This window comes from Arthrobacter sp. NPDC058130, assembly GCF_042884475.1.
In the GTDB taxonomy this organism is placed as follows: domain Bacteria; phylum Actinomycetota; class Actinomycetes; order Actinomycetales; family Micrococcaceae; genus Arthrobacter.
This window is the reverse complement of record NZ_JBHVTV010000003.1, coordinates 206,533-232,497: the sequence shown is the minus strand read 5'-3', so window position 1 is coordinate 232,497 and position 25,965 is coordinate 206,533. Positions and strand designations below refer to the sequence as shown.

Genomic DNA, 25,965 nt, shown 5'->3' with positions numbered 1-25,965 from the left:
TTGCTGGCACGGTTGCTGGCCGCGGCATCGGTTCAGGTGGGGTCGTCACCGCGGGACAGGCGGTCCCAGCTGTCAATCTCATCCGCGGGGCCGTCCGGAGCCCCGGTCCCGGCGGCAGCCGCGTCATATTTGGTGCGGCTCTTCCAGTAGCGGCCGGCCGGCACGATCGTCAGGGCGCTGAGCCCCAGCAGGGCGCCGGCGACGACGGCGAGCACGGGGAACACCGTCACGTCCACCTGAACGCTGCTGCCGCTGATCCCGGTGGCGGCCGCGATCGATCCCTGTGCTGCGGACAGCGGGTCCGCCAGCACGACGGCTGCCGCGGTCACGATGCCCGCGGCCGCGAGGAGGATGATCGCCGTGATGACCCAGCGGGCCACCCGGCCGGCGATGGAGGCCGCGAGGCCGCCGGCGAGGGCAACGAGCGCCAGGGCCGTCACGGTGGTCGCGGCCTTGCTGCCCTGGACCTGCAGGCCGTCCTGGCTGGCCACGGCCGCGCCGAGCTGCGTGGGGTCCAGGTGCACGGTGAGCCAGGTCTGCGTAGTGGTCCCGAACACGGCCAGCGCCAGGGCGGCGATCACCAGCACCAGGGTGGACTTGCGGGCCCAGCCAGGGACGGCGGGGCGCGTGGTGGTCTTCACTGTGTTTTTGGCAGTGGCTTCCGGCTCCCCCATCAGCTGTCCGCCCCGGCGTCGGCCGCTGAGTCGGTGACGGCGTCGGCGCTGATGTTGTGCAGTGAACTGGCGGTGTGCACGGCGCGGAGCGGGGCGGCGGCCTTGTTGACGGTTTCCTGGGCCTCGGTGGGGTTGACCGAATCGGCCACGATCCCGCCGCCGGCCTGGACGTAGGCGCGTCCTTCCCGGAGCAGGGCCGAACGGATCGCGATCGCCATGTCCATGTCCCCGGCGAAGTCCAGGTACCCGACCACGCCGCCGTAGATGCCGCGCCGGTGCGGTTCCAGCTCGTCCAGGAGGCGCAGGGCCCGCGGCTTCGGGGCACCGGAAAGGGTGCCGGCCGGGAACGTGGCCTTGAGGACGTCGTAGGCCTTGGCGGCCGGGGCCAACTCGCCGACCACCGTGGACACCAGGTGCATGATGTGGCTGAAGCGTTCCACTTCCATGAACTGGGTGACGTCGACAGAACCTGCGACGCAGACCTTGGAGAGGTCGTTGCGGGACAGATCGACCAGCATCAGGTGCTCGGCGCGTTCCTTCTGGTCCGCCAGCAGTTCCTCGGCCAGGGCCTTGTCCGCCTCCACCGTCTTGCCGCGCGGCCGTGAGCCGGCGATGGGGTGGGTGATGACCTCGTCCCCGGTCACGGTGACGAGGGCCTCCGGCGAGGAGCCGACGATCGTATACTCGCGGCCCGCGGCGTCCTCGAAGCTGAAGAGGTACATGTAGGGGCTGGGGTTGGTGTTCCGCAGGACCCGGTAGACGTCGAGGGGGTCGGCGCCGCATTCCATTTCGAAGCGCCGGGAGATGACCACCTGGAAGACCTCGCCGTCCACAATCGCCTCCTTGCCGCGGTCCAGGGCGGCCAGGTACTCGGATTCGTCCCAGCGTTCCTGCACGCTCGACGCGAAGTCCAGGGCGGCGGTCTCCAGCACAGAGACCGGCTGCTCCACGGGGCGGCTGATCTTTTCCAGCAGGGCTTTCACGCGCGCGACGGCGTCATGCCAGGCCTCGTCGACGCGTTCGGTGCTGTTGTCGAAGTTGATGGCGTTGGCGATCAGCAGGACGGTGCCGTCCATGTTGTCGTGGACCGCCATGTCCGTGACGAGGTTGAGGGCCATTTCCGGCAGCTCGAGGTCGTCCTCCGGCGGGCTGGTCAGTTTCTCCCAGTGCCGGACGGTTTCCCAGCCCAGGAAGCCGACCAGGCCGGACGTGAACGGCGGGAGCCCGTCGAAGCGCTCCGTGCGCAGGGCCGCCACGGTGTCACGGATGGCGTCCACCGGGTTGCCGTCCAGCGGCACGCCGACCGGGGGCTGGCCCAGCCAGTGCGCGTTGCCGTCCTTGGTGGTCAGGGTGGCGCGGGAGCGGGAGCCGATGAAGGAGTAGCGGGACCAGGATCCGCCGACCGCGGCGGACTCCATCAGGAACGTCCCGGGCTGGCCCTGGGCGAGCTTGCGGTAGAGCCCAATCGGGGTTTCGGCGTCAGCCAGCACCTTGAGCCGGACGGGGATGACGCGGCTGTGGCCCGCGAGTTCACGGAACTCTTCGAGGCCGGGGCTGATGATTCCAAGGTCCTGCATGGCTGTGCTTTCCGCCTGTTCTTTAGGGGGACCTGCCACCGGATCCGGTGATGGATCCTGCCTGGGTCCGGTTCGTGAAGCTTGTGGAAGCGCCGGAGCGCTGTGCGTGTCTCCTGGGTCTGTCTTCCTGCTTGTCGTCCTGCTTATCGTGCTGGCCGGGCGCCTAGCCTCCGTGGCCGACGACGGCGTCGAGCTCGCGGCCGTCGAAGCAGGTCCGGGACCCGGTGTGGCAGGCCGCGCCCACCTGGTCGACCCGGACCAGCAGGGCGTCGCCGTCGCAGTCCATGGCGAGCGACTTGACCCACTGCACGTGCCCGGAGGTGTCGCCCTTGCGCCAGTACTCCTGGCGGGAGCGCGAATAGAAGGTCACGCGTCCGGTGGTCATGGTGCGGTGTAGCGCCTCGTCGTCCATCCAGCCCAGCATCAGCACCTCGTGGGTGTCGAACTGCTGGACGATCGCGGCCACCAGGCCGGCGCTGTCGCGTTTGAGGGCGTCGGCCAGTCCGGCCGGAAGGGGGCTCCCGTCGGCGGGGCTGCCATCAATGGCATTTTCATTGACGGTCGCGGCGCTGGTGGCGGGGCTGGGGGCGGGTGCGGGCTGCTCAGACATCAGATCAAGTCTAGTGCCTCCGGGCAGGGCGCCGGCCTTCGGGTCCGCCCGCCGCTTAACACTGGCGCGCCTATGGGGCTGCCTGCCGCGTTCACCCGCCCCATGATGCGCCTGGACACTGTCGTGGCGGCGTCATGGCGGCGATTCCTGTGCCCACGCGCGGCCGTCTCGTGCTAGTTTCACAAGTGATGCATTTCGTCGAACCATCCCGAGAAGTCCTGGCCGAAACCCTGCTGGCGGCCGGTCCTGATGCCGCCACGCTCTGCGCGGGTTGGCGCACCCGCGATCTTGCCGCGCACTTGTACCTCCGCGAGCGTAAAATCGCCGTCGGGCTGGGCCTCATGTTCAAACGACTGTCCAAGGCCTCGGACCAGGCGACGGCCCAACTCGCGGGCACCCTGAAGACCCCCGAGGACTACGCCAAGTTGGTCAACGAATTCCGTGCCGGTCCCCCTGCGTTGTCGCCGCTGCGGATCAAGGCCCTGGACGAGAGCTCCAACCTGATCGAATACTTTGTGCACACCGAGGACATCCGCCGGGCCGTGGACCGCTGGGCCCCGCGCGCCCTCGACCAGGAGTACTCGGACGCCCTGTGGGATGAGCTGGTCAAGCGGGCAGCCATCCTGTACCGCGGCGTGGACCTGGGCATTGTGCTGGTAAGCCCGTCGGGTCCGCGGCATGTGGCCAAACGCGCCCCCGTGTCCGTGGCCATTGTCGGCGAGCCGGGCGAACTCCTCATGCACGCGCACGGCCGCACCCGCCACGCGCTCGTAACCTTCGAAGGCCAGCCGGACGCCGTCGCGCTCCTGCAGTCCGCCGAAGTCGGCCTCTAAACCATGTAAGTCGGGCCCTAAACCAAGCAACGCGGGGTTACTTAGCGCCCATAATCCCCTCCGGGATGGGCGCTAGGTAACCCCGCGTTGCTTTAAGCGGATGGGGATCAGCGGACCTCGAAGCCGGCCTCGCGGATCGCGGCCTTGACCTGGGCGATCATGTCGAGGGGGCCAAAGTGGAAGACGGAGGCCGCGAGGACGGCGTCGGCGCCTGCTGCCACGGCCGGCGGGAAGTGCTCGGGTTTGCCGGCGCCGCCGGAGGCGATGAGCGGGACTTTGACCCCGGCCCGGGCCAGGCGGATCAGTTCCAGGTCAAAGCCGTCCTTGGTGCCGTCGGCGTCGATCGAGTTGAGCAGGATTTCGCCCACGCCGCGGTCGGCCGCCTCCTTTGCCCACGCGATGGCGTCGATGCCGGTCCCCTGCCGTCCGCCGTGCGTGGTCACTTCAAAGCCCGACGGCGTGGGCTCTGAGCCCGGGCGCGTGCGCCTCGCGTCGAGGGACAGCACCAGGACCTGCGAACCAAAGTGCCGGGTGATCTCGTCGATCACATCCGGCCGGGCCACGGCCGCGGTGTTGATGGCGGCCTTGTCCGCGCCGCAGCGCAGGAGTTTGTCCACCTCGGCCACGCCGCGGACGCCGCCGCCGACCGTCAGCGGGATGAAGACTTCCTCGGCGGTGCGGCGGACGACGTCGAACGTGGTTTCCCGGTTGCCGGAGGACGCGGTGACGTCCAGGAAGGTCAGCTCGTCGGCGCCGCTGTTGTCGTAGCGGTGCGCCAGTTCCACCGGATCCCCGGCGTCGCGGAGGCCCTCAAAGTTGATGCCCTTGACCACGCGGCCGGCATCGACGTCGAGGCACGGGATGACGCGCACGGCAACAGTCATGACTTCTCCTGATGTTTGTTGCTGGAGGGAGGCGGGTGGAGGCTCAGATGCGGCAGGCGTGGATGCTGCTGACCAGGATGGCGCGGGCACCGAGGTCGTAGAGCTCGTCCATGATCCGGTTGGTTTCCCGCTTGGGGACCATGGAGCGGACGGCCACCCAGTCCGAATCGCGCAGCGGCGAGACGGTGGGCGATTCCAGGCCCGGCGTCAGTCCGGCGGCCTGTTCCACGAGTTCCTTGCGGATGTCGTAGTCCATCAGCACGTACTGCCGGGCCACCAGGACGCCCTGGAGCCGGCGGATCAGTACCTCGATCTCCTTCGCGGTCCCGTTAGCCGCCCCGCCTTGTCCGGTGCGGCGGATCAGGACGGCCTCGGACTGCAGGATCGGCTCGCCGAAGATCTCCATGCCGGCCGCCTTGAGCGTGTTGCCGGTTTCGACGACGTCGGCAATCGCGTCCGCGACGCCGAGCCGGACAGAGGATTCCACGGCGCCGTCAAGCCGGACGACTTTGGCTTTGACTCCGCGTTCGGCCAGGTAACCGCGCAGGAGGCCGTCGTAGCTCGTGGCGAGGCGTTTGCCTTCCAGCTCCTCGACGCTGGCGAAGTCGCCCACCGGGCCGGCGAAACGGAAAGTGGAGGCAGCGAAACCCAGCGGCATCAGTTCCTCGGCCTCGACCTCCGCGTCAAGCAGCAGATCGCGGCCGGTGATGCCGACGTCGAGCGTTCCCTGGCCGACATACACGGCGATGTCGCGGGGGCGGAGGAAGAAGAACTCGATGTCGTTGTCCGGGTCCATCATGACCAGCTCGCGGCTGTCGCGGCGCTGGCGGTAGCCGGCTTCGGCGAGCATGGCGGAGGCGGCTTCGGACAGGGATCCCTTGTTCGGGACGGCAACTCTAAGCATTGGAAAGTTCTCTCTTGGGTGTGGAAGTCTCTGTGGGGGCACATCGGCCACGCGGTGCACGGGATTCGCCAGGGAAGTTATGGCGGTTTCCGGTGCTGGCGCGGCTACAGATGCTTGTAGACGTCTTCCAGGGTGAGTCCTTTGGCGAGCATCAGAACCTGCAGGTGGTACAGCAGCTGCGAAATTTCCTCGGCTGCGGCTTCATCGGATTCATACTCGGCAGCCATCCAGACCTCGGCTGCTTCCTCCACGACCTTCTTGCCGATGCCGTGGACTCCGGAATCCAGTTCGGCGACGGTGCGGGAGCCTTCCGGGCGGACGGCTGCCTTTTCACTCAGTTCTGCGAACAGCGACTCGAAATTCTTCACGCCCCAAGCCTACTTGCTCCCGGCGCGGGAACCCCTGCCGGGCCGTTGCATGACGGAGCGGATGTGAGGCACTCCACAAAAACGCAGCCGGCGCGGGCCGCCAAGGGTGGCCGCCGCGCCGGCTGTGGCTGGAACCTGGAGGCTCAGCCGAACTGCTTGAGGGTCACGGCCGTGGCCAGGGCGGCGGTAACGGCCTCGTGCCCCTTGTCCTCGGTGGAACCCGGCAGGCCGGCCCGGTCGATCCCCTGCTGTTCGGTATCGCAGGTCAGCACGCCGAAGCCGACGGGGACGCCGGTGCGGACGCTGACCTCGGTCAGGCCCAGGGTGGCTGCCTCGCAGACGTATTCGAAGTGCGGCGTGCCGCCGCGAATGACGACGCCGAGCGCCACGACGGCGTCGAAGTGCGGCGCCAGCCGGGCCGCCGCGACGGGGAGCTCAAAGGTGCCGGGCACGCGCAGGACCGTCGGTTCGCTGATGCCGGCGTCCTTCGCGGCGCGCAGGGCGCCGTCGAGCAGGCCGTCCATGATCTGGGTGTGCCAGCTCGCGGCCACGATGGCCAGTTTGAGCTGCGAGGTTGCCTCGGGCTTGAAGGTGCTGAGGTCGATCTGGGGGGCGCCGTGGCCGCTCATAGGGTATTCCTTGCTGTTGGGTCTGGTGGGTGGGACGGCCCGGGGGCCGGCCGGTCAGTCGTGGTCAGGCTCGAATCCGGCCATTCCGGCGGCCGGCGCGGGTTCGACGTCCAGGACCAGACGGTGGTCCATCCGGTCCTTCTTGGTCTGCAGGTAGCGGATGTTCTGTTCCCGGGAGGGAACCTCCGTGGGGACCATCTCCACCACTTTGACCCCCGCCTGGGCGAGCCGGTCCTGCTTGTCCGGGTTGTTGCTCAGGAGCCGGATCTCATGGAGGCCCATCTCTGCGAGGATCTGCGCCGCGGCCTTGTAGCAGCGCGCGTCGACGGGCAGCCCCAGCTGCTCGTTGGCCTCCACGGTGTCAAACCCGGCCTCCTGCAGGGCGTAGGCCTTCATCTTGTTTGCCAGGCCGATCCCGCGGCCCTCCTGGCCGCGCAGGTACAGCAGCGTGCCGCCGAGCTCGTTGATCAGCTCGAGGGCATAGGCCAGCTGCTCGCCGCAATCGCAGCGGTAGGAACCGAACACGTCGCCGGTGAGGCACTCCGAATGGAGGCGGACCAGCGGGGCCTGGCCGTCAGCCGGGGGCATCGGCGAACTGACCGCCAGGTGTTCGGCGCCCGTGGCCAGGTCGGTCCAGGCCTGCGCCACGAAATCGCCAAAGGCGGTGGGCAGCTGGACGATGGGTCCTGCGCTGACCGGATGCGGCTGACGCGCCATGGGCGTCTCTTCTCGAGTCTCCGAAGTCGTCACTATTTCTCCTCCATCAGACGGGGTCCGTTGAGTGGCTGCCGTGCTGCCCCGCCTCGAGGTATGCCACCAGATCCGCAATCGAAATCAGGGGGCAGCCATGCTCGATGGCGAAGCCACGCAATCCGTCCAGCCGCATCATTTCTCCGTTGTCGTACACCAGCTCTGCTATCACTCCCACGGGCTCCAGGCCCGCCAGCCGGCACAGGTCCACGGCCGCCTCAGTGTGGCCGGGACGTTCCCGCACTCCCCCCTTAACGGCGCGGAGGGGAAAAACATGCCCGGGACGGGTCAATGAATTGGGCTGGCTTTGCGGGTCAGCCAGGATCCGTGCCGTCAAAGCGCGGTCCGTGGCGGAAATTCCGGTGCTGACACCCACCGCGGCGTCGCAGGACACGGTGTAGGCGGTGCCCTTGGCGTCCTCGTTGACTGCCACCATCGGCGGCAGGGCCAGGGCGTCGGCGCGGTCGGCGTCGAGCGGGACACAGATCACGCCGGAGCTGTAGCGGACCGTCCAGCCCATCAGCGCCGGGGTCGCGTGCTCGGCGGCGAAGATGATGTCGCCTTCGTTCTCGCGGTCCTCGTTGTCCACCACCAGGACCGGGCGCCCGGCCGCCATGGCGCGGATGGCGTCCTCGATCGGGTCCAAACCTACGCGGTCAGCACCTCCAACGGTGCCCTGAGCGGCGGCGCGGAGCTCTTCAGCCAGGTCATGGCCGGGCTGGTCTTTGACCCGGCTCATTTCGCGGCCCCGTCCGTGAGGGCGGCTTCGTTTGCCGGTACTGCTGCTGCTTCTCCGGCAGCGTCGGGGGCCCGGTGCGCGGCCGAGCCGGTTCCGCCGGCAAAGGACAGCAGGCGCTCGGTGTACTTGGCCAGGACGTCAACTTCGAGGTTGACGTGGCCGCCGACGGCCTTCTGGCCCAGGCCGGTCTCGGCCAGGGTGGTGGGGATCAGCCCCACTTCAAACCATGGCGCAGGATCGTTGGCCGGGCTGACGGTCGTGACGGTAAGTGAGACGCCGTCGACGGCGATGGAACCCTTTTCGGCGATGTACCGGGCCAGCCCGGCCGGCACGCCGAACCGGAGCCGGTCCCAGTTGCCGAGTCCCTCGCGCTCCAAGAGCTGGCCGACGCCGTCGACATGCCCCTGGACCACGTGGCCGTCCAGCCGCCCGCCGGCGGGCACGCAGCGTTCCAGGTTGACCGGATCGCCCGAAACGAGTTCTCCGATGGTGCTGCGGTCCAGGGTCTCGCCCATGACGTCGACGCTGAAGTCCCTGCCGTCGATCTGGGTGGCGGTGAGGCAGACGCCGTTGACTGCGATCGAACCGCCCAGGGCGAGGCCGTCCGTGGTGCCGGGCGCGTGGAGCCGAACGGTGGCGCTGTCCCCGTTGCGCTCAACGGAGAGCACCTTTCCCTGCTCGGCGATAATTCCGGTAAACATCAATTGCCTCCTGCGGCGGTGTCCGCGCCGGTGCGGTGCGGGGTTGTATCGGATGAGGTAGAAGTGGCGGCCGGGCGGGCCGCGGCAGCCGGGGCAGCCGGGGCGTCCGGCGGGGCAGTCTTGGCCGGGCGAAGATGCAGCCGGAGGTCGCGGCCGAGGGCCTGGACGGCACCCCCGGTGGCCGGGTCCCATTCCCAGTGTTGGGCGTCGGCCAGGGTGGCTATGCCGAGGTCCTCCAGGGCCGCGGTGCCGGAGCCAAGCAGTGTCGGCGCCAGATAGACGATGAGCTCATCGACCAGGCCGGCCGCCAGGAACGCGCTCAGGATCCGGGAGCCGCCCTCCACCATGAGGTGCCTGACGCCGCTGTCGAACAACTGATCCAGAGCCTCGCGCGCGTCGCGGGTGGCCAGGTGCAGGACGTTGCCGTCCGCCCCGTGGATGGCCGCGTCCTTGGGAATCCCCCGGTACCCCATGACGGCGCGCAGCGGCTGCTTGCCGGCTGCCTCACCATCGGCGTTCCGGGCGGTAAGCCGGGGGTTGTCGACGAGGACCGTCTGGGTGCCCACCAGGATCGCGTCAATCCTGCCCCGCAGGGCGTGATTGTCGGCGAGCGATTCCGGGCTGGAGATCCACTGGCTGGTGCCGTCGCTGGCGGCGATGCGGCCGTCGAGGGTCTGCGCGATGTGCAGGGTGACGAAGGGCCGCTTGGCGTCGACGGCGTCGAACCAGCGCCGGTTCAGGTCCAGCGCGGCGTCGGCGGCCAGCCCGGAGCGGACCCGGACGCCCGCAGTGCGCAGCGTCACGGCGCCGCCGGCGGCAGGATCGTGGGGGTCGTCGACAGCGTAGATGACGTCGGTGATGCCGGCGTCGATGATTGCCTGGGCGCAGGGGCCGGTGCGGCCGCAGTGGTTGCAGGGTTCCAGGGTCACCACGATCGCGGCGCCGCGGAGGTCCAGGCCCGCCGCCTTCGCCTGGGCGATGGCGTCAGCTTCGGCGTGCGCAGTCCCGGCTCCGCGGTGGTACCCGGTGGCGAGGTGCGTTCCGTCGGGCCCGACGATGACGGCGCCCACGAGTGGATTGGCGCCCCGCGGGCCCTGCGCCGCGGCGGCGAGGGCAGCCTGCATCGCAGCATTTTCGGCAGCGCTGAAGGGGGCGCCGGCGTCGAACCCGCCGATAGCGGCCGTCGCGGTGAACTGTCCGCCGCTCATGCCCTGACCGCCAGGTCGGGGGCCGCGTCTTCGGAGGCTGCCCGGCCGGAGACTGCTGCGTCGGCAACTGCCTTGCCGGACGCTGCTGTGACCCGGGCCGCGCGCCACCAGACAAAGAACCCGGCCAGTGTGAAGAAGCCGTAGAACAGGTACATGAAGGCGCTGGCGAAGTACCCGGCGCTGAAGAGCAGGGGGACGCCGACGATGTCGACGGCAACCCAGATGAGCCAGAACTCCGTCCAGCCGCGCGCCATCCCGTAGGTGGCGAGCAGGGAGCCCATGAAGGTCCACGCGTCGGCCCACACGGGCGGGTAGGAGCCGAGCGAATCGAAGAGCGGCGTCAACGCCATGGTGCCGGCCACCAGCGATGCCGCCAGCAGCAGCCGGGTCCTGTTGCTGGCCCAGCGCGGCGCGATGGCTTCCGCGGCGCCGCTCGCGTGTGCGGCCTGCCGCCAGCGGTACCAGCCGTAGACGGCGACGCCGATGAACATGACCTGGCGACCGGCCTGGCCCCACAGGGTGGCCGGCGTTGCCGAGCCGAAGACATTCCCGAGGAAGACTGTCAGGAGCAGGAGATTGCCGGCGATGCCGACGGGCCAGGCCCAGACCCGGCGGCGCATGCCGCCCAGGGCCCCGGCGAGCCCAAAGATGTTGCCAAGCACTTCGCGAAGAATCAGGACAGATCCGCCTACCGGGATCTGTGCTTCGAAGAGCCATCGCAGAAAGTCCATGTGTATGTCGTTCCTTCCCTCAAGAACCGCGATGGCTCCGGGGGTATACGACAGCACAATTATGCGGTGCCTTCTGGGCACCGCCGTAACAGCTGTACGTGCTTCTCTCATCCAGACTTTAACTGTCGGTATCGGAATTTCACCGATTCAACCGTTTGCCGGCAACCTTCCCGAGGGAAGGCGCTGGCGCGCGGGTCGCGGACTGTAACCGCCGGTTCGGACTTACACCGACCCCGGAGCACGTATGTGTGTTGCTATTCTGACACAACCCGGGCCGGTCCCCGGCTATTCCCGGTCCCGGACATTACGGTCTGAGTCATCTGGGCGGCAACTCCCTGCCGGGACAGCCGCGCCCTCAGCGGCTCCCGGCCGCGCGGAGCCGTTCGATCGCGTCCGCGGGGTCCGCTGCACCGTAAACGGCCGATCCGGCGACGAAGACGTTCGCCCCGGCGTCAGCAGCGCGCACGATCGTCTCCTCGGTGATGCCGCCGTCGACCTGCAGCGCCACCGCGACGCCGGAGCCGTCAATGGCGGCGCGGGCCCGGCGGATCTTTGGCAGGGTCAGGTCCAGGAAGGACTGCCCGCCGAAGCCCGGCTCCACCGTCATGATCAACAGCAGGTCCAGTTCGGAGAGCATGTCCAGGTAGGGCTCCACGGGGGTGCCCGGACGCAGCGCCATGCCGGCCTTCGCGCCGCGGGCGCGCAGTTCCCGCGCAAGTTTGATGGGCGCGATCGAGGCTTCGGCGTGGAACGTCACCGAGGCCACGCCGGCGTCGGCGAAGCCCGGCGCCCAGCGGTCCGCGTCGGCGATCATCAGGTGGGCGTCCAGCGGCACCGGGCTGACGGCCTGGATGCGCTGCACTACGGGCAACCCGATGGTCAGGTTGGGCACAAAGTGGTTATCCATGACGTCCACATGCACCGCATCGGCACTGCTGATGCGGTGCAGTTCGGCTTCAAGGTTGACGAAGTCCGCCGAAAGGATGCTCGGGTTTATGCAGCACTGGGCCATGGATGTCCTTCTTGTTTGTACTTAGCCGGTTCGTACTTGGCTGGTTCGTAACTAGCTGGGTCATGCCCAGCTGTCAGTGCCCCAGTATCGGTGAAACTCAGGGCTTCTTGTGAATGAGCGCCAGGAACATTGCGTCCGTGTGGTGCACGTGCGGCCAAAGCTGGGCGGTGAGCCCGTTTCCGGCCTCGAGGTGGCCGGTGAGGCTGACGCTGTCCAGCACGGCGCCGGCGTCGAGGAGTTCGAGGTCCTCGCGCTTGCGCAGGACATCACTGACGACGGCGGTGGTCTCCGCCGGGTGCGGCGAGCAGGTCACGTAGGCCACCACGCCGCCGGGCTTGACGGCGTCGATCGCGGAGTTGAGCAGCTGGCGCTGCAGCGGGCCAAGATCCACGAGGTCTTTGGGCGTGCGCCGCCAGCGTGACTCCGGCCGCCGGCGCAGGGCGCCCAGGCCGGTGCACGGGACGTCAACGAGGACGCGGTCGAAGGATTCCGGCTGCTCGGCGCCGAGGTCACGGCCGTCGCCGGTCCTGACGTCCCAGGCGTCCCGCGGGACCGCGGACAGGGCTTGGCGGACCAGTTTGGCGCGGTGCGGGGCGAACTCGTTGGCCAGCAGGTGCGCACCGCGCTGCCGGGCGAGGGCTCCGAGCAGCGCGGCCTTGCCGCCGGGGCCCGCACAGAGATCCAGCCAGCGCTCCCCCACGCTTCCGCTGTCCGCCTCCGGTTCCCCGCCGCTGTCCGGTGCGTCGTCCGGTGCGTGGTCCGGGCGGAAGTCGACGGCGGCCATGGCGCGGGCCACGAGCTGCGACCCGACGTCCTGGACACGGGTGCTCCCGTCGCGGACCGAGGCGAGCCTGCCGAGGTCCCCGCCGCTGGAGAGCGCGGATCCCTCGACGAGTTCACCCGGGGTGGCCCCGCCTTCCAGGGCCTCATCCAGGCTGCCGACGCCGGGCAGTGCCACAAGGTTCACCACGGGTGCGGCGTTGTCGGCTTCGAGGAGCGCGTCAATCTCAGCAACGGACCGGCCGTGGGCCACGAGCGACTGGCGGAGCGCGCGGACGATCCATTCCGGGTGGGCATAGCGGATGGACGCGATCTTGGTGGCATCGGTCTCGGTGCTGAGCAGCAGGTCGAGCCACTCTTCGAGGGTGTGCGCGGAAACCTTGCGCAGCACGGCGTTGATGAGGGCGGAGGGGCCGGCGCCGATCACGGCGCGGGCCAGGCCCACAGTCTGGTCCAGGGCGGCGTGGGCGGGCACGCGCATGGCGAGCAGCTGATGAACGCCGATCCGGAGCGCGTCGAGGATGGCCGGATCGAGTTCGTCCAGCGGCCGGTCCACGCAGCGGGACAGGATCGCGTCGTACGTGCCCTGGCCGCGGAGGGCGCCGTAGCTGAGCTCGGTGGCGAAACCGGCGTCGCGCTTGTCCAGCCCGTGGTGCCGGATCCGGGCCGGCAGCACCAGGTTCGCGTAGGCGTCCTCAGACGCCACGGCGCGGAGCACTTCGAAGGCAACAAGCCGGGCTGGATCGGCGCGGCGGGTGCGCTGTGACGGTGCGTTCTCGGTGAAGCCGCGCTGCGGGCCGCGGTTGCGTTCCCGGCCCTGGGCGTTTCGCCGGCTGCCGCCGCGGGCGCCCTGGCCGCCTTGGCCACCGCCCTGCCCGGCGCCGCGCTGAGCGCCACCGCCTCGGCTGCTGCCGCTCGTCCCGGACTCGCTCATTCGAATACCACGCTTTCAAGGGTTGCCTGCCCACGCGCCCAGTCAGCGGCGGCCATCATTTTCTTGCCCGCGGGCTGGACCCGGGTCAGTTCCACGGGGTGCGACCCCGTACCTACAAGGACCCGTTTCCCGTCCATGGCCAGCTGTCCGGGCCGGAGCGCGGCGGAGTCCGGGGCGGGAAGCACCGGTTCGAGTTTGATCCGTTGCCCATCGAGCAAGGTCCAGGCACCGGGCTCCGGGGTGACCCCACGGGCCCTGCGCCCGATCGCCAGGGCCGGCTGCTGCCAGTCGAGCCGGCCGTCCTCGAGGCTGAGTTTGGGTGCCAGGCTTACCTCGCCCTGTTGCGGCAGCGCGGCGGCCTTGCCGGCGTCGATGGCGGACAGGGTCTGGGCCAGCAGGACGGCGCCGCTGTGGGAGAGTCGTTCCAGCAGGGCCCCAGCGGTGTCGCCGGGGTGCACCGTCTCTGTGAGCGTGCCGAAGACCGGGCCGGTATCGAGCCCCTTCTCAAGGCGGAAAGTGACGGCGCCGGTGACGTCGTCCCCTGCGATGACAGCGCGCTGCACCGGGGCGGCGCCGCGCCAGGCCGGCAGCAGGGAGAAGTGCAGGTTTACCCAGCCGTGGCGGGGAACATCGAGGGCTGCACGGGGAATCAGGCCGCCGTAGGCGACGATCGCGGCAATGTCCGGGGCGACGGCGGCAATGCGGGCCGTGACGTCGGCATCCACTTTGGCGGCGTGGATGATCTCGATGCCGAGCTCGGCAGCACGGGCCGCCACGGGCGACGGCGTCAGGACCCGTTTGCGGCCCAGCGGGGCGTCCGGTCGGGTGAGGACAGCGACGACGTCGAACCCGGCGTCAACAAGGGCATCCAGAGAGGGCACGGCGACGGCCGGGGTCCCCGCGAAAAGAACCCTCACGGATTGAGCCCGAAGCTGGACCCGCCAAAGCTCGTCCCGACGCTCTTCGCGCGCTTGGCTGTTGTCTGTTCGGTGATGGCGTCGTAGTTGGCATTTCGGATGGCGCGCAGGGCGGCTTTGCGGTCATCGCCCTCGAGCCGGTCCGTGTAGAGGATGCCGTCCAGGTGGTCGGTCTCATGCTGGAAGCAGCGCGCCAGCATGTCCTCGCCTTCCACGGTGACGGGGTTGCCGTGGAGGTCCACACCGGTCACCCGGGTACGGCGATACCGGCGCACGGGGAAACCGAGGCCCGGGATGGACAGGCATCCCTCGACCTGGTCAGGCTGGAAGTCCTCGCTGTTTTCCAGCACGGGGTTGATGATGTGCCCCTCGACGCCGCCGATCCGGTAGGTGAAGACGCGCAGGCTCACACCGATCTGGGGTGCGGCCAGGCCTGCGCCCTCGACATCCTCCATGGTTTCGGTCATGTCGGCGACGAGCTTTGCCAGTTCAGGCCCGAATTCCGTCACGGGATCGGCGACTGTGCGCAACACAGGATCCCCGATGATGCGGATATTCAAAATGGCCATGTGCAGTCTGTCCTCACGGTGGTCGGCTAGGGAACCAGTCCAGTTTAGTTGCAGCTGCCTGGTTGCAGTTGCCGGTTCACTGCTCCCGGATCAGCGCCTCACGGGAGGTGCCAGCGGGAGCAGCGCCGCTCCGGCGGTGGCCGTGTCGGCGGACATCTCCCAGACGCGGCGCAGCGCACAGAATTTCCACCAGTGATGTTTCAGGACATCGGGGTTGGCCCGCTGCGGGCGGACTTCGGTCTCGCCCACTGCCACGGCCAGGAGGATCGGGGATTCGCCATGCTGCCAGGCCTCCCATTCCCCCGCCACGGGATCGACCAGGCTTTCCTCTGCCTTCATGCCGGCGACGAGCTGCATGACGACCTTGTCATCCAGCGGCTTGACGGTGCCGTCCCGGCTGGTGCCCTTCGTCTTGTAATCGATGAGGCACGTCCTGCCATTGATCTTTGCCACGAGATCCAGGGTGCCGGCGTAGCCGACCGTCTTGTTCCACACCGTGATTTCCGGGGCGATGGGTTCAACCTGGAAGAGCTCCCACCACTCGTCGAAGCGTGCCGCGAAGGCTTCCTCACCGTTGGCGGCCAGCGTCTCCCGTGTTTCCTTCATCTGGTGCGGCCGGCCGAGCGCACGCAGCGCAACTTGCTCGCAGTAGTTGTGGACCCGGTCCCCGCGTTTGGCGGCCTCGTCCCGGTAAGACTCCGCCGCCTTGGCAGCCCGGCTGACCGCCTGGCGCAGTTTGGCAGGGCTTCCCAGGATGCCGGAGAGCTGGGGATCCTGGGCCAGGCTGTTCGCGCCCATGTATCCGAACCAGCCATCCAGGCCATGTGGCTGCTGGCCGATCACCGTGGTGATGGAGGGGACGGAGAACTGTGCCGACGTGGAACGGGCGTACATGCGGCCATAGTCAGTGGCGTGGGCGAGGAGTGGAGCGGTCATACGAAGACTCTTTCACGGGGGTCAGACAACGGTGAAAAGCAAAATGGCCCGCCCCGCTGAGTCAGCGGAACGGACCATTACGTTAGTGGGCGATACTGGGTTCGAACCAGTGACCTCTTCGGTGTGAACGAAGCGCGCTACCACTGCGCCAATCGCCCTAACGACATTGAATGCTAGCCCACCCGGACGGATTTTAGAAATCGGGCCGGGAGAACCCGGGCCGCGCCACGGATCCGCCCCCTTCACCGGCACCAAGGTCTTGTGCCAAAGGTCGTGTGCTTACGGTCCGCTCACTGGGGCAATGGCCCCGTGCACTCTTCCCATGCAACCCTCCCGACGCCGATCGCGCGGAAGACAGCCTGCCGGACGCTGCCGGGCTACCCGCCCGGCGCCGCCCGCCCAGATCCTGCCTTGAGCCGCGACTTGTTCCGCGGCTCGGGACAGTCGCGCTAATTACAGCCCTGTAATTAGCAAAATCCCCTAGAACTCAAGGAAGTAAGCGCCCCGAAGGAGGGCCTGCGGGTCTCGATTTGTAGATTCCCTGAACCTCCTATAGAGTTCTTACTCGTTGGAACGCGAGGAAATGCCGAATGCGGCAGGGAAATGCACTCCAACAATGCGGACGTAGCTCAGCTGGTAGAGCACCACCTTGCCAAGGTGGATGTCGCGAGTTCGAATCTCGTCGTCCGCTCGCAGGACACTGTCACGGCAAAGGTTCTTCGGAATCCTGCCTACACGGTGGGTTGGCCGAGAGGCGAGGCAGCGGCCTGCAAAGCCGTATACACGGGTTCGAATCCCGTACCCACCTCGGTGAAAACCCTGGTTTCCGGTTCCGACCGGATGCAAGGGGCGATTGGCGCAGCGGTAGCGCGCTTCCCTGACACGGAAGAGGTCACTGGTTCGATCCCAGTATCGCCCACCAAAGCAAGGCAACTTGCTTGATGCAGCACCACCGGCACAGCCGGCATGGACTTCATAAATTGCGGACGTAGCTCAGCTGGTAGAGCACCACCTTGCCAAGGTGGATGTCGCGAGTTCGAATCTCGTCGTCCGCTCTGTTGTGTATTAGATTCACACAAATCCACTCCGGATCCTTCCGGTTGCGGGCGATTGGCGCAGCGGTAGCGCGCTTCCCTGACACGGAAGAGGTCACTGGTTCGATCCCAGTATCGCCCACCATCAAGCAGCTCCCCGGAGCTGCTTTTTTCATGCCCCCAACCGGACCGGGCCACAAGACTCTTGACAGCACCGTTTGCGGGAATGGGATCAACCCTTGGCACGATCTGCAGCGGCGGTTACTATCGAAGCCGGAGGAGCGATCTGGCTCCGCGACCGAAGGGAGGTGCCCGTGGGTTTACTTGACGATCTGAAGGGCAAGGCTCAGCAAGTCATTGGTGGCAACGAACAAGCCATCAAGGATGGCATCGAGAAGGCCGGCGATTTTGTCGACTCCAAGACCGGCGGAAAGTACGCCGATAACGTCGATGCAGTGCAGAAGGGTGCTTCCGACTTCGTGGACAACGCAAACGACAAGCCCAACGAGGCTCCTGTCGCCGAGCAGCCGCCCGTCGCGGAAGAGCCCCCTGTAGCCGGTGAACCCCGGCAGCAGGGCCTCTGACCCAGGTACGTCAGCGAGGTGCCGGTCCCGCCGAGAGGCGGCGCCGGCACCTTCGGCGTTTAACTACGCCTTAGAACAACAACGCGGAGTCACTCACGGCCCATCCTGCAGGTCAGGATGGGCGCGAAGTGACTCCGCGTTGATTTGTGCCCCGTGCGCCGTTGTGGGACTACGAAGGTTCGTGGTTTTGGCCCTCGCGGGCCAGCGCGGTGAGCCGGGAGACGGCGCGGAAGTACTTCTTCATGTAACCGCCGGTCATCATCTCCTCAGTGAAGAGCTGGTCGAACGGCACACCGCTGGCAAGGATGGGCACGTCCTTGTCGTACAGCCGGTCCGCCAGCACCACAAAGCGCAGGGCCACGGCCTGCTCGGTGATCGTGTGTACGTTCTTCCAGACGACGCCCTCGATCCCCTCCAGCAACTGGCGGTAGCGGCTCGGGTGCACGCCCGCCAGGTGGTTGATCAGGGTGCTGAATTCATCGCGGGCCACCGTCTTGCCGTCGAATTCGGCATGCATCTGGTGCGTCAGGTCGTCATTGCGCAGCGGTGCGGGCGCGGCCGGCAGGCCACGGTGGCGGAAGTCCTCGCCGTCGATCCGCACGACGTCAAACTGGTCTGCCAGCACCTGGATCTCGCGGGCGAAGTCGACGGCGGCGAAGCGCCCGTCGCCAAGGGAGCCCGGCAACGTATTCGAGGTTGCGGCGAGCTTCACGCCGGCGTCGGCGAGTTCGCGCATGAGCCGGGACATGAGCACGGTGTCACCCGGATCGTCGAGCTCAAATTCGTCGATGCACACGAGCTTGTAGTGGCTCAGGGCCTCCACGGTCTTGCGGAAGGACAGCGCACCGACGAGGTTGGTGTATTCGACGAACGTGCCGAAGGCCTTGGGCCCGGGGGCGGCATGCCACAGCGATGCCAGCAGGTGGGTCTTGCCCACACCGAAACCGCCGTCCAGGTAAATGCCGGCCCGGGACGTGTCCTTCTTGCCGAAGAGCCGCTTGAACAGGCCGTCGCCGTCGCGCGCGCCAACACCGGCCGCGAAATGCTCCAGCGCACGGACCGCATGGGCCTGGCTGGGCTGGGCGGGATCGGGCCGGTAGCTGGAAAACGACACCTCACCGAACCGCGGCGACGGGTAGAACCCATTGAGGAGTTCGTCCACGGAAACTGCCGGCGTTCGGGCGGCGAGCTGTTCGATCTGTACCAAGGTGGTCCGTTCTGCTGGTCTCTTGTCCCCAGCAAGAATACCGGCAAAGAATGGCCGGCCTGCGTGCGCTGGCGCGAACCCGGCGCCGGCGTGAGCAAGGCCACATTTCCCCGTGTGAACCGGGTGGAGCATTCCCGCCGGCCCCTGACTAGTGTTGTAACAGGCCCCGGCGCCGCGCATGCTTTCCGCGCCCGGCCTCCTGACCGTTCCAGTGAAAGGCCATCGCAATGTCCTACCCCGTTGAACAGAACGAGAAATTCGCCGCTTACGCCCACCCCGAGCGCCTGGTATCCACCGAATGGCTCGCAACTGAAATCGAGGCCGGCGCCCTCGACGGCGGCAACCTGGTGGTGGTCGAATCCGACGAAGACGTCCTGGTGTACGAGACCGGCCATATCCCCGGGGCCGTCAAAATCGACTGGCACACGGACCTCAACGACGAAGTGACCCGCGATTACGTCGACGGCGAAGCCTTCGCCGCCTTGGCCGCGGCCAAGGGGATTTCCCGGGACAGCACCGTGGTGATTTACGGCGACAAGTCCAACTGGTGGGCCGCCTACGCCCTGTGGGTTTTCACGCTCTTCGGCCACGAGGACGTCCGCCTCCTGGACGGCGGACGCGACAAGTGGATCGCCGAGGACCGGGCGCTCTCCACTGAAACCACCGTCCCCTCCCCCGCTGACTACCCCGTTGTGGAGCGCAACGACGCCCCGATCCGCGCGTTCAAGGATGACGTCCTGGCCCACTTCGGCAAGCCGCTGATCGATGTCCGTTCGCCCGAGGAATACACCGGCCAGCGGACCCACATGCCGGCCTACCCTGAGGAAGGCGCCCTGCGCGGCGGCCACATCCCCACGGCGGCGTCCATCCCCTGGGCCCGCGCGGCCGCCGGCGACGGCACCTACCGCAACCGCGGCGAGCTCGAGGCCCTCTACCTCGGCGAGGCCGGACTCAAGGAAGGCGACGACGTCGTGGCGTACTGCCGGATCGGCGAGCGGTCCAGCCACACCTGGTTTGCGCTGAAGTACCTGCTGGGCTTCGAGACTGTCCGGAACTATGACGGTTCCTGGACCGAATGGGGCAACGCCGTGCGCGTCCCGATCGTCAAGGGCGCCGAACGCGGCGCGGTCCCGGCGCAGTACAGCTAGGGCGCGGAGCCACTGGGCATCATGGGTCGAAACCGGACGCAACAGGGACACATTCGGCGCGCGTGCGTAAGCTGGGAATGATGAATACTTCAGCCCTCCCCGCCTCGCTGGCGGACATTGTTGACGATTTCCAGGCCCTGACCGAAGCAGAACGGCTGCAGCTGCTCCTCGAGTTCTCGCAGGGACTCCCGGAACTTCCGGAGCGGCTCCGGGACCACCCGGAGCTGCTGGAGCAGGTAGTGGAGTGCCAGACGCCGCTCTTCCTCACCGTCGAGACCGAACAGGCCGACGGCGTTGAGCCGGAGCGCGTCCGGCTTTACTTCAAGGCGCCCAAGGAAGCCCCAACCACCCGCGGCTTCGCCGGGGTGCTCCATGAAGGACTCGACGGCCTCAGCGCCGCGGAAATCCTGGCCGTCCCGGACGACATGCCCGAACTGCTGGGCCTCACCCGGGCCATCACTCCGCTGCGCATGCGCGGCATGACGGCCATGCTGGGCCGGATCAAGCGGAAAGTCGTAGCGTCCGGAAACCGGCCGTCGCCGGCGCAGTCCTGACCCCAGGCGCCCGGACAGCCAAAGGAACATGGCCCGCAAACACGCGTCACAGGGAACTCCGGCCACCGCAGCACTCGCCGCCGCCGGGGTTCCCTTTGTCGCGCACCCCTACAAGCATGACCCGGCGGTGGCCAGCTACGGTCTGGAAGCGGCGGATGTGCTCGGCGTCGACCCGGCCCGGGTCTTCAAGACCCTGATGGTCGACGTCGACGGCCGGCTCGCCGTCGGCGTCGTTCCCGTGAGCGGAAACCTGGACCTCAAGGCGATGGCCGCGGCCCTGGGCGGCAAGAAGGCCGAGATGGCGGACCCTGCCGCGGCGCAGCGAAGGACCGGTTACGTGCTCGGCGGCATCTCACCGCTCGGGCAGCGCCAGTCCTCCCCCACGGTGGTGGATGAGAGCGCCCTGGCCCTGCAGACCATCCTGGTTTCGGGCGGACGGCGCGGCCTGGACATCGAGCTGGATCCGGCCGAACTCATTCGCCTCACGGCTGCCCGCACCGCAAGGATCGGCACCCGCCGCGACTGACGCTGCCCTGACGGCTGCCGACTGCCGGCGTCGAGACGGCAGATCACGGCAGTTCCGGCGCGAAACACTGCTGGGTTCTGCCGTTTCGGCGGGGGCCGGCCGTTTCGGCGGGACTGCCGTTTCGGGGGCCTGCCGTTTCGGCGGGACTGTTAGTTCGGCGCGGCGTTCCCGGCCGCTGGCTCCTGGCCGCCGGGGTTGCTGCGGGGCGCCAGCTGCTGCCGGAGCCACGCCGTGACCTGCCGCTCCCACCGCTCCGGATCCACGTTCCATTCCTTGGTGTGCAGGGCCCTGTCGAAGGGCTCGAACGTGACCATCTCCGGATTTTTCTCGGCCAGCACGGCAGAGGGCCCGTACGGCACGTATTCGTCGTCCACGCTGTGCACAATGAGCGTCGGCGTCCGCAGCTCCACGGCCCGGGAAACCCAGTCCATCGCCTTGAGGTCAACAGGGGCGGCCAGCCCGGTCAGCCGCCGGCCCAGGCGGTGGCTGAGCATCAGTTGTCCGTACCGGCCCACGGACGAGGGGATCCGGTTCAGTTCCGCATGGTGGGCCAGCACGTTGACCCAGTTGATCACCGGTGCGTCCAGGACCATGGCCCGGATCAGGTGGCGATGCCGGGAGAGGTCAGCCGTCTGGAGGCAGATCGCGCCGCCCATCGACCAGCCGAACAGGACTACCTCGCGGGCGCCCTGCTGCAGGGCAAACTCGATGGCAGCCTCAACGTCGCGCCACTCGGTGGAGCCCAGGCCGTAGCGCCCGTCGCTGGCTGACGGGGCCAGACCGTCGTTCCGGTAGGAGATCAGAAGACTGGACATGCCCAGTTCCCGGGCTGGCCGGATAGCCCGCAGGCCCTCCAGCCGGGTGGCGCCCCGCCCGTGCACCATGATCGCCCAGACGTTCGACCCCACGCCCTGCGACCCTGCGTCCTGCGATTCTGCGCCCTGCGACACCGGGGCGGCACGGACCAGCCAAGCCGGCGCCGTGCCGGCATCGACGTCGATCAGCACGTCCTCCACTGGAAACCCCATTGCCGCGGGGTCCGGATATGCCGCCCCGCTCCACCAGCCGCGCCGGGCGGTGGCCATGTCTCCGCTGTAGACGTGCTCGACCTCGCGCAGCACCGTGCGTTCGGCCGGCGAGTAGGACAGGATCCGGCCGATCCGCGCATGGCCCCGGCCGCCGTCGAAAAAGAACCCATAGACGCCGTCCACCGTTGAATCCGGGGTGGCGGCGAGAATGACCTGCAGCCCCCGCCCCTCGCGGATCACGGCCAGCACTTCCTGGTCCTCGGCGCGGAACCTGGCCGGGGTGATGACGCGGCGGGCAAAATAAAGCGCGAGGGCGGAAGACCCGGCGGCGAGCACGCCCGCGGCGGCGCTGCCGCCAATGATGCCGCCCACCGCCCACTTGGCGCTCCCCGACGGCGCGGAGCCGGAGGCGGCCGCAACCGGGACCGCTTTTCCGCGTGCGGTTCCGCGAGTGGCGGCACCGGCGGCACGGCGAAGGTCGGGGCGGAGGTCCGGGCGGAGGCGCAAGGAGGATGCCATTGCACCATTCTGACTGAACTGCGGCGCAACCACGGCATTGCCACTGTTAAGGCAACAGGTTGCGCCGGCACGGCGCCGGAACGGACACGGCGGTCTCGCCCGGGCACAAGCATGCGGGGCAACACGAGCGCGACTAGGCTGGGGTCATGAGTGATCCAATCGTCATTTTGACAGAAGAGCCCCTCGGTGCGGATGACCGCGTCAACATTGAAACCCTGGTTGCAGGCGGTGACTCGCCCCTGCTGATCCTGGTGCCGGCCAACACCGAGCGGCACCTGGTGGTGGATTTCCTGGAGAACCTTTCCCTGCTTGAAATCGCCAAAGCCTTCCGCGAACTGACGGCACACTCCGATCCCGCCGGGGAGCGGGCCGAAGCCGCCGACACCCTGGCCGCCTCGCTGGCCGCGCTGGCCGGCCTGGGCGGCGGCGTCACGGGCGAAGTCGTCGAAGGCAAAGCCGTCGACGGACTGGTTGCCAAGGTCAAGGAGCTCAGCGCGGGACAGGCTGTGGTGATCACCCGCCCGCACGCTGTCGCCGACACGTTCCACACCGACTGGGCCACCAAGGCACAGGACAAGCTGGGCCTGCCCGTCCTGCATCTGTACGCCGGTTCGGGATTTATCGGGGACTCCTGAGCGTTATTCAGGCTATGAGCATCTTTAACAGGTCCAAGTCCGTGCCCCCGGCAGTTCCCGCCGCCGAGCCTGCCTCCGACTCCGCCGTTGCGCCGGACGGACCGCAGCCGGACGGACAACAGCCCGCGGGCGGACAGCCGGTCGAAAAGACCGATGCCCAGTGGCGCGAGGAACTGACCCCAGAGGAGTACCGTGTACTCCGCCAGGCCGGCACCGAGCGTCCGTACACCGGCGAATACTGGGACACCCACACCCGGGGCGTGTACAAGTGCCGGGCCTGCGGCACCGAACTCTTCACCAGCAACGAAAAGTTCGACTCGCACTGCGGCTGGCCGTCCTTCTGGGCGCCGCTGGCGGAGGGCACCGTGCGCTACATCCATGACCGCACCATGGGCATGGACCGGGTGGAAGTCCGTTGCGCCACCTGCGATTCCCACCTCGGCCACGTGTTCGACGGCGAGGGCTACGGCACCCCCACCGACCAGCGGTACTGCATCAACTCGGTCTCCCTGAAGCTCGTTCCCGCGGACGACGCCGGGCAGTAGCCCGGCCGCCTCGCGGGCAGTAGCCCCGCGGACGACGCCGATGCCGGTTCCTGCGGGTCCCCGCTGGGACCCGCAGGCCTCACTTTCCTTCCGCTGGAACGGCTTCCCAGAATCACTTGCCACAGTCTTTCTTATGGTCACGGCTATTTTGCATTAGGGCTCCTGTTTGCTTGCTACGCTCGATTTAGATCCAGCGACACGCTCCACAGCAACCAGAAAGGCGACGTCGACGATGACCACGACCGCTCTCACCGCCCCCGCCCCGATCACTGCCGGCAACCAGGAATGGCTGCGCCTCAAGGCTGCCGCCACCGCCCTGCAGACCCTCCAGGTCAAGGACGGTTCCGTCCCGGACGCCGAAGCCCACGAAGCCGCGGCCGGCCATGTCGAAACCATTACCGCAGCGATTTCGGCCCTGGCCCCGTCCTTCCCGCACGACGCCCGGTACCTTGACCTGCTCGTCACCGACTTTGGCCGGTGGGCTGACGGCGGCTTCGGCGTCCCGGACTTCCTGGATTCCCTGCAGGCCTTCCAGCCGCAGCAGCACCGGGTCAACGGACTCCAGCACCTGGTCGTGTTCCCGATGTACACCCAGAACGGCAGCAGCAGCCGCCTGGTCGAGGCCGTCCTGATCGAGGTCATCTGGCCCGAGTTCATCGGTGGCCTGGAAACGGGCGAATACTCCAACAAGCTCTTCGTGCCGATCCGGTTCCTGGACTTCACGCCGGGCTACGACACCAACTCCGCAGTGCTCTTCCCCGAGACCGTCGCCGTCCGGGACACCCCGACGTTCACGTGGGGAGCGATCTTCGCCGACCGCGAGGCCGCGCGCTTCCGCCGCGTCCTGCGCGCCGCAGCCGAGATCACCTCCCTGCAGCTGCCCGAGGACGCCGCTCAGCTCCTGGAGGACCAGGAGCTGACGCAGGAAACGTTCGTCATGTGGGACCTCATCCACGACCGCACCCACATGCGCGGGGACCTGCCCTTTGACCCGTTCATGATCAAGCAGCGCATGCCGTTCTTCCTGTACTCGCTGGAGGAACTGCGCTGCGACCTCACCGCCTTCCGTGAATCCGTGAAGATCGAGAAGGACGAGGACGCTGACCCGGAGGCACGCCGGCACGCCAAGCTTGTCCAGTACGCCGTGATCTTCGACCGCATCTTCCGCTTCGCCATCACCGGCACCCGCGTCCGCAACTATGACGGCCTCGGCGGCCAGCTGCTCTTCGCCTGGATGCACCAGCACCGGGTCCTGCACTGGACCGACAGCAAACTCAGCATCGACTGGGACGAGGCTGCCGGCGTCGTGGTGGAACTTGGCGCGAAGATCAAGGAACTGTACTGGCGCTCGATCGACCGTCCCAAGATGGCCCACTGGCTCGCCGCCTATGAGCTGATCTCCGGCACTGTCACGCCCAACCCGGCCTCGGTCTGGGCCAAGGGACCGGGCGCCCTCCCCCTGGACGGCCCGCCCCGCGGCCTCACGGACCAGGTCCTGGACGACGAGTTCCCGCTCTCCATGTTCTACGAGGCCCTGGAGAAGAAGATGCGTCCGGTCATCGAATCCACGGCCGGCATTACGGGGTCGTCAGACATCAGCACGGACACCGGATCAGAGTCCGGCGACGGCACCCGGGCCATGAACGCCGGATGAGTATCGGACGCACTTTGAACGTGCTGGTCACGGGGGGCAGCGGGCCGTCGGGAATCGCGACGGCCCGCGCCCTCCGCGCCGCCGGCCACAGGGTCTTCACGGTCGGCTCGGATGCCGCGCGCATCGAGGCAGCTGCGGCCGAAGCCGGCGGCGGCGTCACGCCGCTCGTCTGCGACCTCGCCAGCCTGGCCGACGTCCGCGCCTTGCAGGCGACCGTATCCGGCCTGGCGGGAAACGTCGACGGCGTCATCCACCTTGTGGGCGGCTGGCGCGGCGCGAAGGGCATCACGGACCAGAGCGACGACGACTGGGACTTCCTGGAACGCAACGCGGTGACCACGCTGCGGAACGTCACCCGCGTCTTCTTCGACGACCTTGCCGCCTCTGACACCGGACGCTTCGCCATGGTCTCCTCCACGGCAGTGGGTGCCCCGACGGCGGGCGGAGCCAGCTACGCCGCTGCCAAAGCGGCGGCCGAGGCCTGGACGCTGGCGGTCGCGGACGGCTTCAACCGAGTCCACGCTGAGGATAATCCGGAACTTCACAGCGCCGCCGCCATCTTCGTGGTGAAGGCCCTCGTTGACCCGGCAATGCGGGCCAAATCCCCGGAACGTACCTTCCCCGGCTTCACCGATGTGGAGGACCTGGCCGCGGCCGCCGTCGAACTCTTCACCACCCCGGCGGCCGAGCTGAACGGGCAGCGGCTGCTCCTGAGCCGCTGAACCGCCCCGGGTTCAGCGGCCCGGACTTAGCCCCTGCGGCCCAACCTCTTAGA

At 68.0% G+C, this 25,965-nt stretch carries 28 protein-coding genes, 6 tRNA genes and 1 riboswitch; of the genes, 14 read left to right on the top strand and 20 right to left on the bottom strand.

All coding sequences use genetic code 11. The features are described from left to right. Positions 1 to 32: 32 nt before the first annotated feature. The 3 genes from ACFVTM_RS08725 to hisI all read right to left on the bottom strand — a co-directional run bounded on the left by ACFVTM_RS08725 (position 33) and on the right by hisI (position 2,861). Entirely contained in the window at positions 33 to 674 is a 642-nt protein-coding gene (locus ACFVTM_RS08725) for a Trp biosynthesis-associated membrane protein (RefSeq protein WP_390203013.1), read from the bottom strand. After that, positions 674 to 2,251, bottom strand: coding sequence for an anthranilate synthase component I (locus ACFVTM_RS08720; protein ID WP_390203012.1), 1,578 nt, complete (start codon positions 2,249 to 2,251; stop codon positions 674 to 676). Before ACFVTM_RS08720 ends, ACFVTM_RS08725 begins: the two co-directional genes overlap by 1 nt. A gap of 163 nt (positions 2,252 to 2,414) precedes the next feature. Further along, positions 2,415 to 2,861, bottom strand: a complete 447-nt coding sequence (hisI, locus tag ACFVTM_RS08715) for a phosphoribosyl-AMP cyclohydrolase (RefSeq protein WP_390203011.1) — start codon at positions 2,859 to 2,861, stop codon at positions 2,415 to 2,417. Positions 2,862 to 3,049: 188 nt separating this feature from the next. On the opposite strand from hisI, the gene ACFVTM_RS08710 reads away from it, so the two are divergent. Then, positions 3,050 to 3,694: a TIGR03085 family metal-binding protein gene (locus ACFVTM_RS08710; protein ID WP_390203223.1), complete on the top strand. Its 645-nt coding sequence runs from the start codon at positions 3,050 to 3,052 to the stop codon at positions 3,692 to 3,694. A 107-nt stretch (positions 3,695 to 3,801) separates the two neighbouring features. On the opposite strand, the gene hisF is transcribed toward ACFVTM_RS08710, so the two are convergent. The 15 genes from hisF to ACFVTM_RS08635 form a co-directional block, all read right to left on the bottom strand. Continuing rightward, positions 3,802 to 4,578, bottom strand: a complete 777-nt coding sequence (gene hisF / locus ACFVTM_RS08705; RefSeq protein ID WP_390203010.1) for an imidazole glycerol phosphate synthase subunit HisF — start codon at positions 4,576 to 4,578, stop codon at positions 3,802 to 3,804. A 43-nt stretch (positions 4,579 to 4,621) separates the two neighbouring features. Further along, entirely contained in the window at positions 4,622 to 5,482 is an 861-nt protein-coding gene (hisG, locus tag ACFVTM_RS08700) for an ATP phosphoribosyltransferase (RefSeq protein WP_390203009.1), read from the bottom strand. 104 nt (positions 5,483 to 5,586) lie between these two features. Next, positions 5,587 to 5,850: a phosphoribosyl-ATP diphosphatase gene (locus ACFVTM_RS08695; RefSeq protein WP_018772463.1), complete on the bottom strand. Its 264-nt coding sequence runs from the start codon at positions 5,848 to 5,850 to the stop codon at positions 5,587 to 5,589. A 143-nt stretch (positions 5,851 to 5,993) separates the two neighbouring features. Next, positions 5,994 to 6,479 carry a 6,7-dimethyl-8-ribityllumazine synthase gene (gene ribH / locus ACFVTM_RS08690; RefSeq protein ID WP_390203008.1) on the bottom strand — a complete coding sequence of 162 codons (486 nt, stop codon included), beginning with the start codon at positions 6,477 to 6,479 and terminating at the stop codon, positions 5,994 to 5,996. Between the two features lie 54 nt (positions 6,480 to 6,533). Then, positions 6,534 to 7,196 (bottom strand): GTP cyclohydrolase II, encoded by a 663-nt coding sequence (gene ribA / locus ACFVTM_RS08685; RefSeq protein ID WP_390203007.1) that lies wholly within the window; start codon positions 7,194 to 7,196, stop codon positions 6,534 to 6,536. A 46-nt stretch (positions 7,197 to 7,242) separates the two neighbouring features. Then, positions 7,243 to 7,968: a 3,4-dihydroxy-2-butanone-4-phosphate synthase gene (gene ribB, locus ACFVTM_RS08680; RefSeq protein WP_390203006.1), complete on the bottom strand. Its 726-nt coding sequence runs from the start codon at positions 7,966 to 7,968 to the stop codon at positions 7,243 to 7,245. Beyond that, positions 7,965 to 8,669, bottom strand: coding sequence for a riboflavin synthase (locus ACFVTM_RS08675; protein WP_390203005.1), 705 nt, complete (start codon positions 8,667 to 8,669; stop codon positions 7,965 to 7,967). Before ACFVTM_RS08675 ends, ribB begins: the two co-directional genes overlap by 4 nt. After that, entirely contained in the window at positions 8,669 to 9,877 is a 1,209-nt protein-coding gene (ribD, locus tag ACFVTM_RS08670) for a bifunctional diaminohydroxyphosphoribosylaminopyrimidine deaminase/5-amino-6-(5-phosphoribosylamino)uracil reductase RibD (protein WP_390203003.1), read from the bottom strand. Before ribD ends, ACFVTM_RS08675 begins: the two co-directional genes overlap by 1 nt. Continuing rightward, positions 9,874 to 10,608 (bottom strand): nicotinamide riboside transporter PnuC, encoded by a 735-nt coding sequence (gene pnuC, locus ACFVTM_RS08665; protein ID WP_390203002.1) that lies wholly within the window; start codon positions 10,606 to 10,608, stop codon positions 9,874 to 9,876. Before pnuC ends, ribD begins: the two co-directional genes overlap by 4 nt. Positions 10,609 to 10,702: 94 nt before the next feature. Continuing rightward, positions 10,703 to 10,854: riboswitch (FMN riboswitch) on the bottom strand. Positions 10,855 to 10,963: 109 nt separating this feature from the next. Continuing rightward, entirely contained in the window at positions 10,964 to 11,620 is a 657-nt protein-coding gene (gene rpe / locus ACFVTM_RS08660) for a ribulose-phosphate 3-epimerase (RefSeq protein ID WP_390203001.1), read from the bottom strand. Positions 11,621 to 11,717: 97 nt separating this feature from the next. Beyond that, positions 11,718 to 13,334 (bottom strand): RsmB/NOP family class I SAM-dependent RNA methyltransferase, encoded by a 1,617-nt coding sequence (locus ACFVTM_RS08655; RefSeq protein ID WP_390203000.1) that lies wholly within the window; start codon positions 13,332 to 13,334, stop codon positions 11,718 to 11,720. Beyond that, positions 13,331 to 14,251 carry a methionyl-tRNA formyltransferase gene (fmt, locus tag ACFVTM_RS08650; protein ID WP_390202999.1) on the bottom strand — a complete coding sequence of 307 codons (921 nt, stop codon included), beginning with the start codon at positions 14,249 to 14,251 and terminating at the stop codon, positions 13,331 to 13,333. The genes ACFVTM_RS08655 and fmt overlap by 4 nt, the downstream gene beginning before the upstream one ends. Continuing rightward, positions 14,248 to 14,820: a peptide deformylase gene (gene def, locus ACFVTM_RS08645; protein ID WP_390202998.1), complete on the bottom strand. Its 573-nt coding sequence runs from the start codon at positions 14,818 to 14,820 to the stop codon at positions 14,248 to 14,250. Before def ends, fmt begins: the two co-directional genes overlap by 4 nt. Before the next feature lie 90 nt (positions 14,821 to 14,910). Beyond that, positions 14,911 to 15,756: a cytochrome gene (locus ACFVTM_RS08640; RefSeq protein ID WP_390202997.1), complete on the bottom strand. Its 846-nt coding sequence runs from the start codon at positions 15,754 to 15,756 to the stop codon at positions 14,911 to 14,913. An 86-nt stretch (positions 15,757 to 15,842) separates the two neighbouring features. After that, positions 15,843 to 15,914: transfer RNA gene (locus tag ACFVTM_RS08635), tRNA-Val, on the bottom strand. Positions 15,915 to 16,374: 460 nt separating this feature from the next. Here ACFVTM_RS08635 and ACFVTM_RS08630 point away from each other — a divergent pair. The 6 genes from ACFVTM_RS08630 (at position 16,375) to ACFVTM_RS08605 (ending at position 17,374) form a co-directional block, all read left to right on the top strand. Continuing rightward, positions 16,375 to 16,447: transfer RNA gene (locus ACFVTM_RS08630), tRNA-Gly, on the top strand. 46 nt (positions 16,448 to 16,493) lie between these two features. Beyond that, positions 16,494 to 16,564 (top strand) — tRNA-Cys (locus ACFVTM_RS08625). A gap of 39 nt (positions 16,565 to 16,603) precedes the next feature. After that, positions 16,604 to 16,678 (top strand) — tRNA-Val (locus tag ACFVTM_RS08620). A 60-nt stretch (positions 16,679 to 16,738) separates the two neighbouring features. Next, positions 16,739 to 16,811 (top strand) — tRNA-Gly (locus ACFVTM_RS08615). Positions 16,812 to 16,860: 49 nt separating this feature from the next. Further along, positions 16,861 to 16,935 (top strand) — tRNA-Val (locus ACFVTM_RS08610). Positions 16,936 to 17,104: 169 nt separating this feature from the next. Beyond that, positions 17,105 to 17,374, top strand: coding sequence for an antitoxin (locus ACFVTM_RS08605; protein WP_390202996.1), 270 nt, complete (start codon positions 17,105 to 17,107; stop codon positions 17,372 to 17,374). Positions 17,375 to 17,543: 169 nt separating this feature from the next. Here ACFVTM_RS08605 and zapE read toward each other — a convergent pair whose 3' ends face one another. After that, positions 17,544 to 18,581, bottom strand: coding sequence for a cell division protein ZapE (gene zapE / locus ACFVTM_RS08600; RefSeq protein WP_390202995.1), 1,038 nt, complete (start codon positions 18,579 to 18,581; stop codon positions 17,544 to 17,546). Positions 18,582 to 18,808: 227 nt separating this feature from the next. Between zapE and ACFVTM_RS08595 the strand changes: the two genes are divergently transcribed. The 3 genes from ACFVTM_RS08595 (at position 18,809) to ybaK (ending at position 20,809) form a co-directional block, all read left to right on the top strand. Continuing rightward, positions 18,809 to 19,729: a sulfurtransferase gene (locus ACFVTM_RS08595; protein WP_390202994.1), complete on the top strand. Its 921-nt coding sequence runs from the start codon at positions 18,809 to 18,811 to the stop codon at positions 19,727 to 19,729. An 80-nt stretch (positions 19,730 to 19,809) separates the two neighbouring features. Beyond that, positions 19,810 to 20,283: a SufE family protein gene (locus ACFVTM_RS08590; protein WP_390203222.1), complete on the top strand. Its 474-nt coding sequence runs from the start codon at positions 19,810 to 19,812 to the stop codon at positions 20,281 to 20,283. Positions 20,284 to 20,311: 28 nt separating this feature from the next. Next, positions 20,312 to 20,809, top strand: coding sequence for a Cys-tRNA(Pro) deacylase (gene ybaK, locus ACFVTM_RS08585; protein ID WP_390202993.1), 498 nt, complete (start codon positions 20,312 to 20,314; stop codon positions 20,807 to 20,809). 149 nt (positions 20,810 to 20,958) lie between these two features. Here the strand turns inward: ybaK and ACFVTM_RS08580 are convergent, their stop codons facing one another. Beyond that, complete coding sequence (locus ACFVTM_RS08580; protein WP_390202992.1) at positions 20,959 to 22,356, bottom strand: alpha/beta hydrolase family protein; 1,398 nt, start codon at positions 22,354 to 22,356, stop codon at positions 20,959 to 20,961. Between the two features lie 146 nt (positions 22,357 to 22,502). On the opposite strand from ACFVTM_RS08580, the gene ACFVTM_RS08575 reads away from it, so the two are divergent. From ACFVTM_RS08575 to ACFVTM_RS08560, 4 genes are all read left to right on the top strand, one after another. Then, complete coding sequence (locus ACFVTM_RS08575; RefSeq protein ID WP_390202991.1) at positions 22,503 to 22,991, top strand: hypothetical protein; 489 nt, start codon at positions 22,503 to 22,505, stop codon at positions 22,989 to 22,991. Between the two features lie 14 nt (positions 22,992 to 23,005). Next, complete coding sequence (gene msrB, locus ACFVTM_RS08570) at positions 23,006 to 23,536, top strand: peptide-methionine (R)-S-oxide reductase MsrB (RefSeq protein WP_390202990.1); 531 nt, start codon at positions 23,006 to 23,008, stop codon at positions 23,534 to 23,536. Positions 23,537 to 23,768: 232 nt separating this feature from the next. Beyond that, positions 23,769 to 25,190 carry a DUF6421 family protein gene (locus ACFVTM_RS08565; RefSeq protein WP_390202989.1) on the top strand — a complete coding sequence of 474 codons (1,422 nt, stop codon included), beginning with the start codon at positions 23,769 to 23,771 and terminating at the stop codon, positions 25,188 to 25,190. Next, the gene (locus tag ACFVTM_RS08560; RefSeq protein WP_390202988.1) at positions 25,187 to 25,912 is read left to right on the top strand and encodes an SDR family NAD(P)-dependent oxidoreductase; all 726 of its coding nucleotides are present in this window, start codon (positions 25,187 to 25,189) and stop codon (positions 25,910 to 25,912) included. Before ACFVTM_RS08565 ends, ACFVTM_RS08560 begins: the two co-directional genes overlap by 4 nt. Positions 25,913 to 25,965 lie beyond the last annotated feature (53 nt).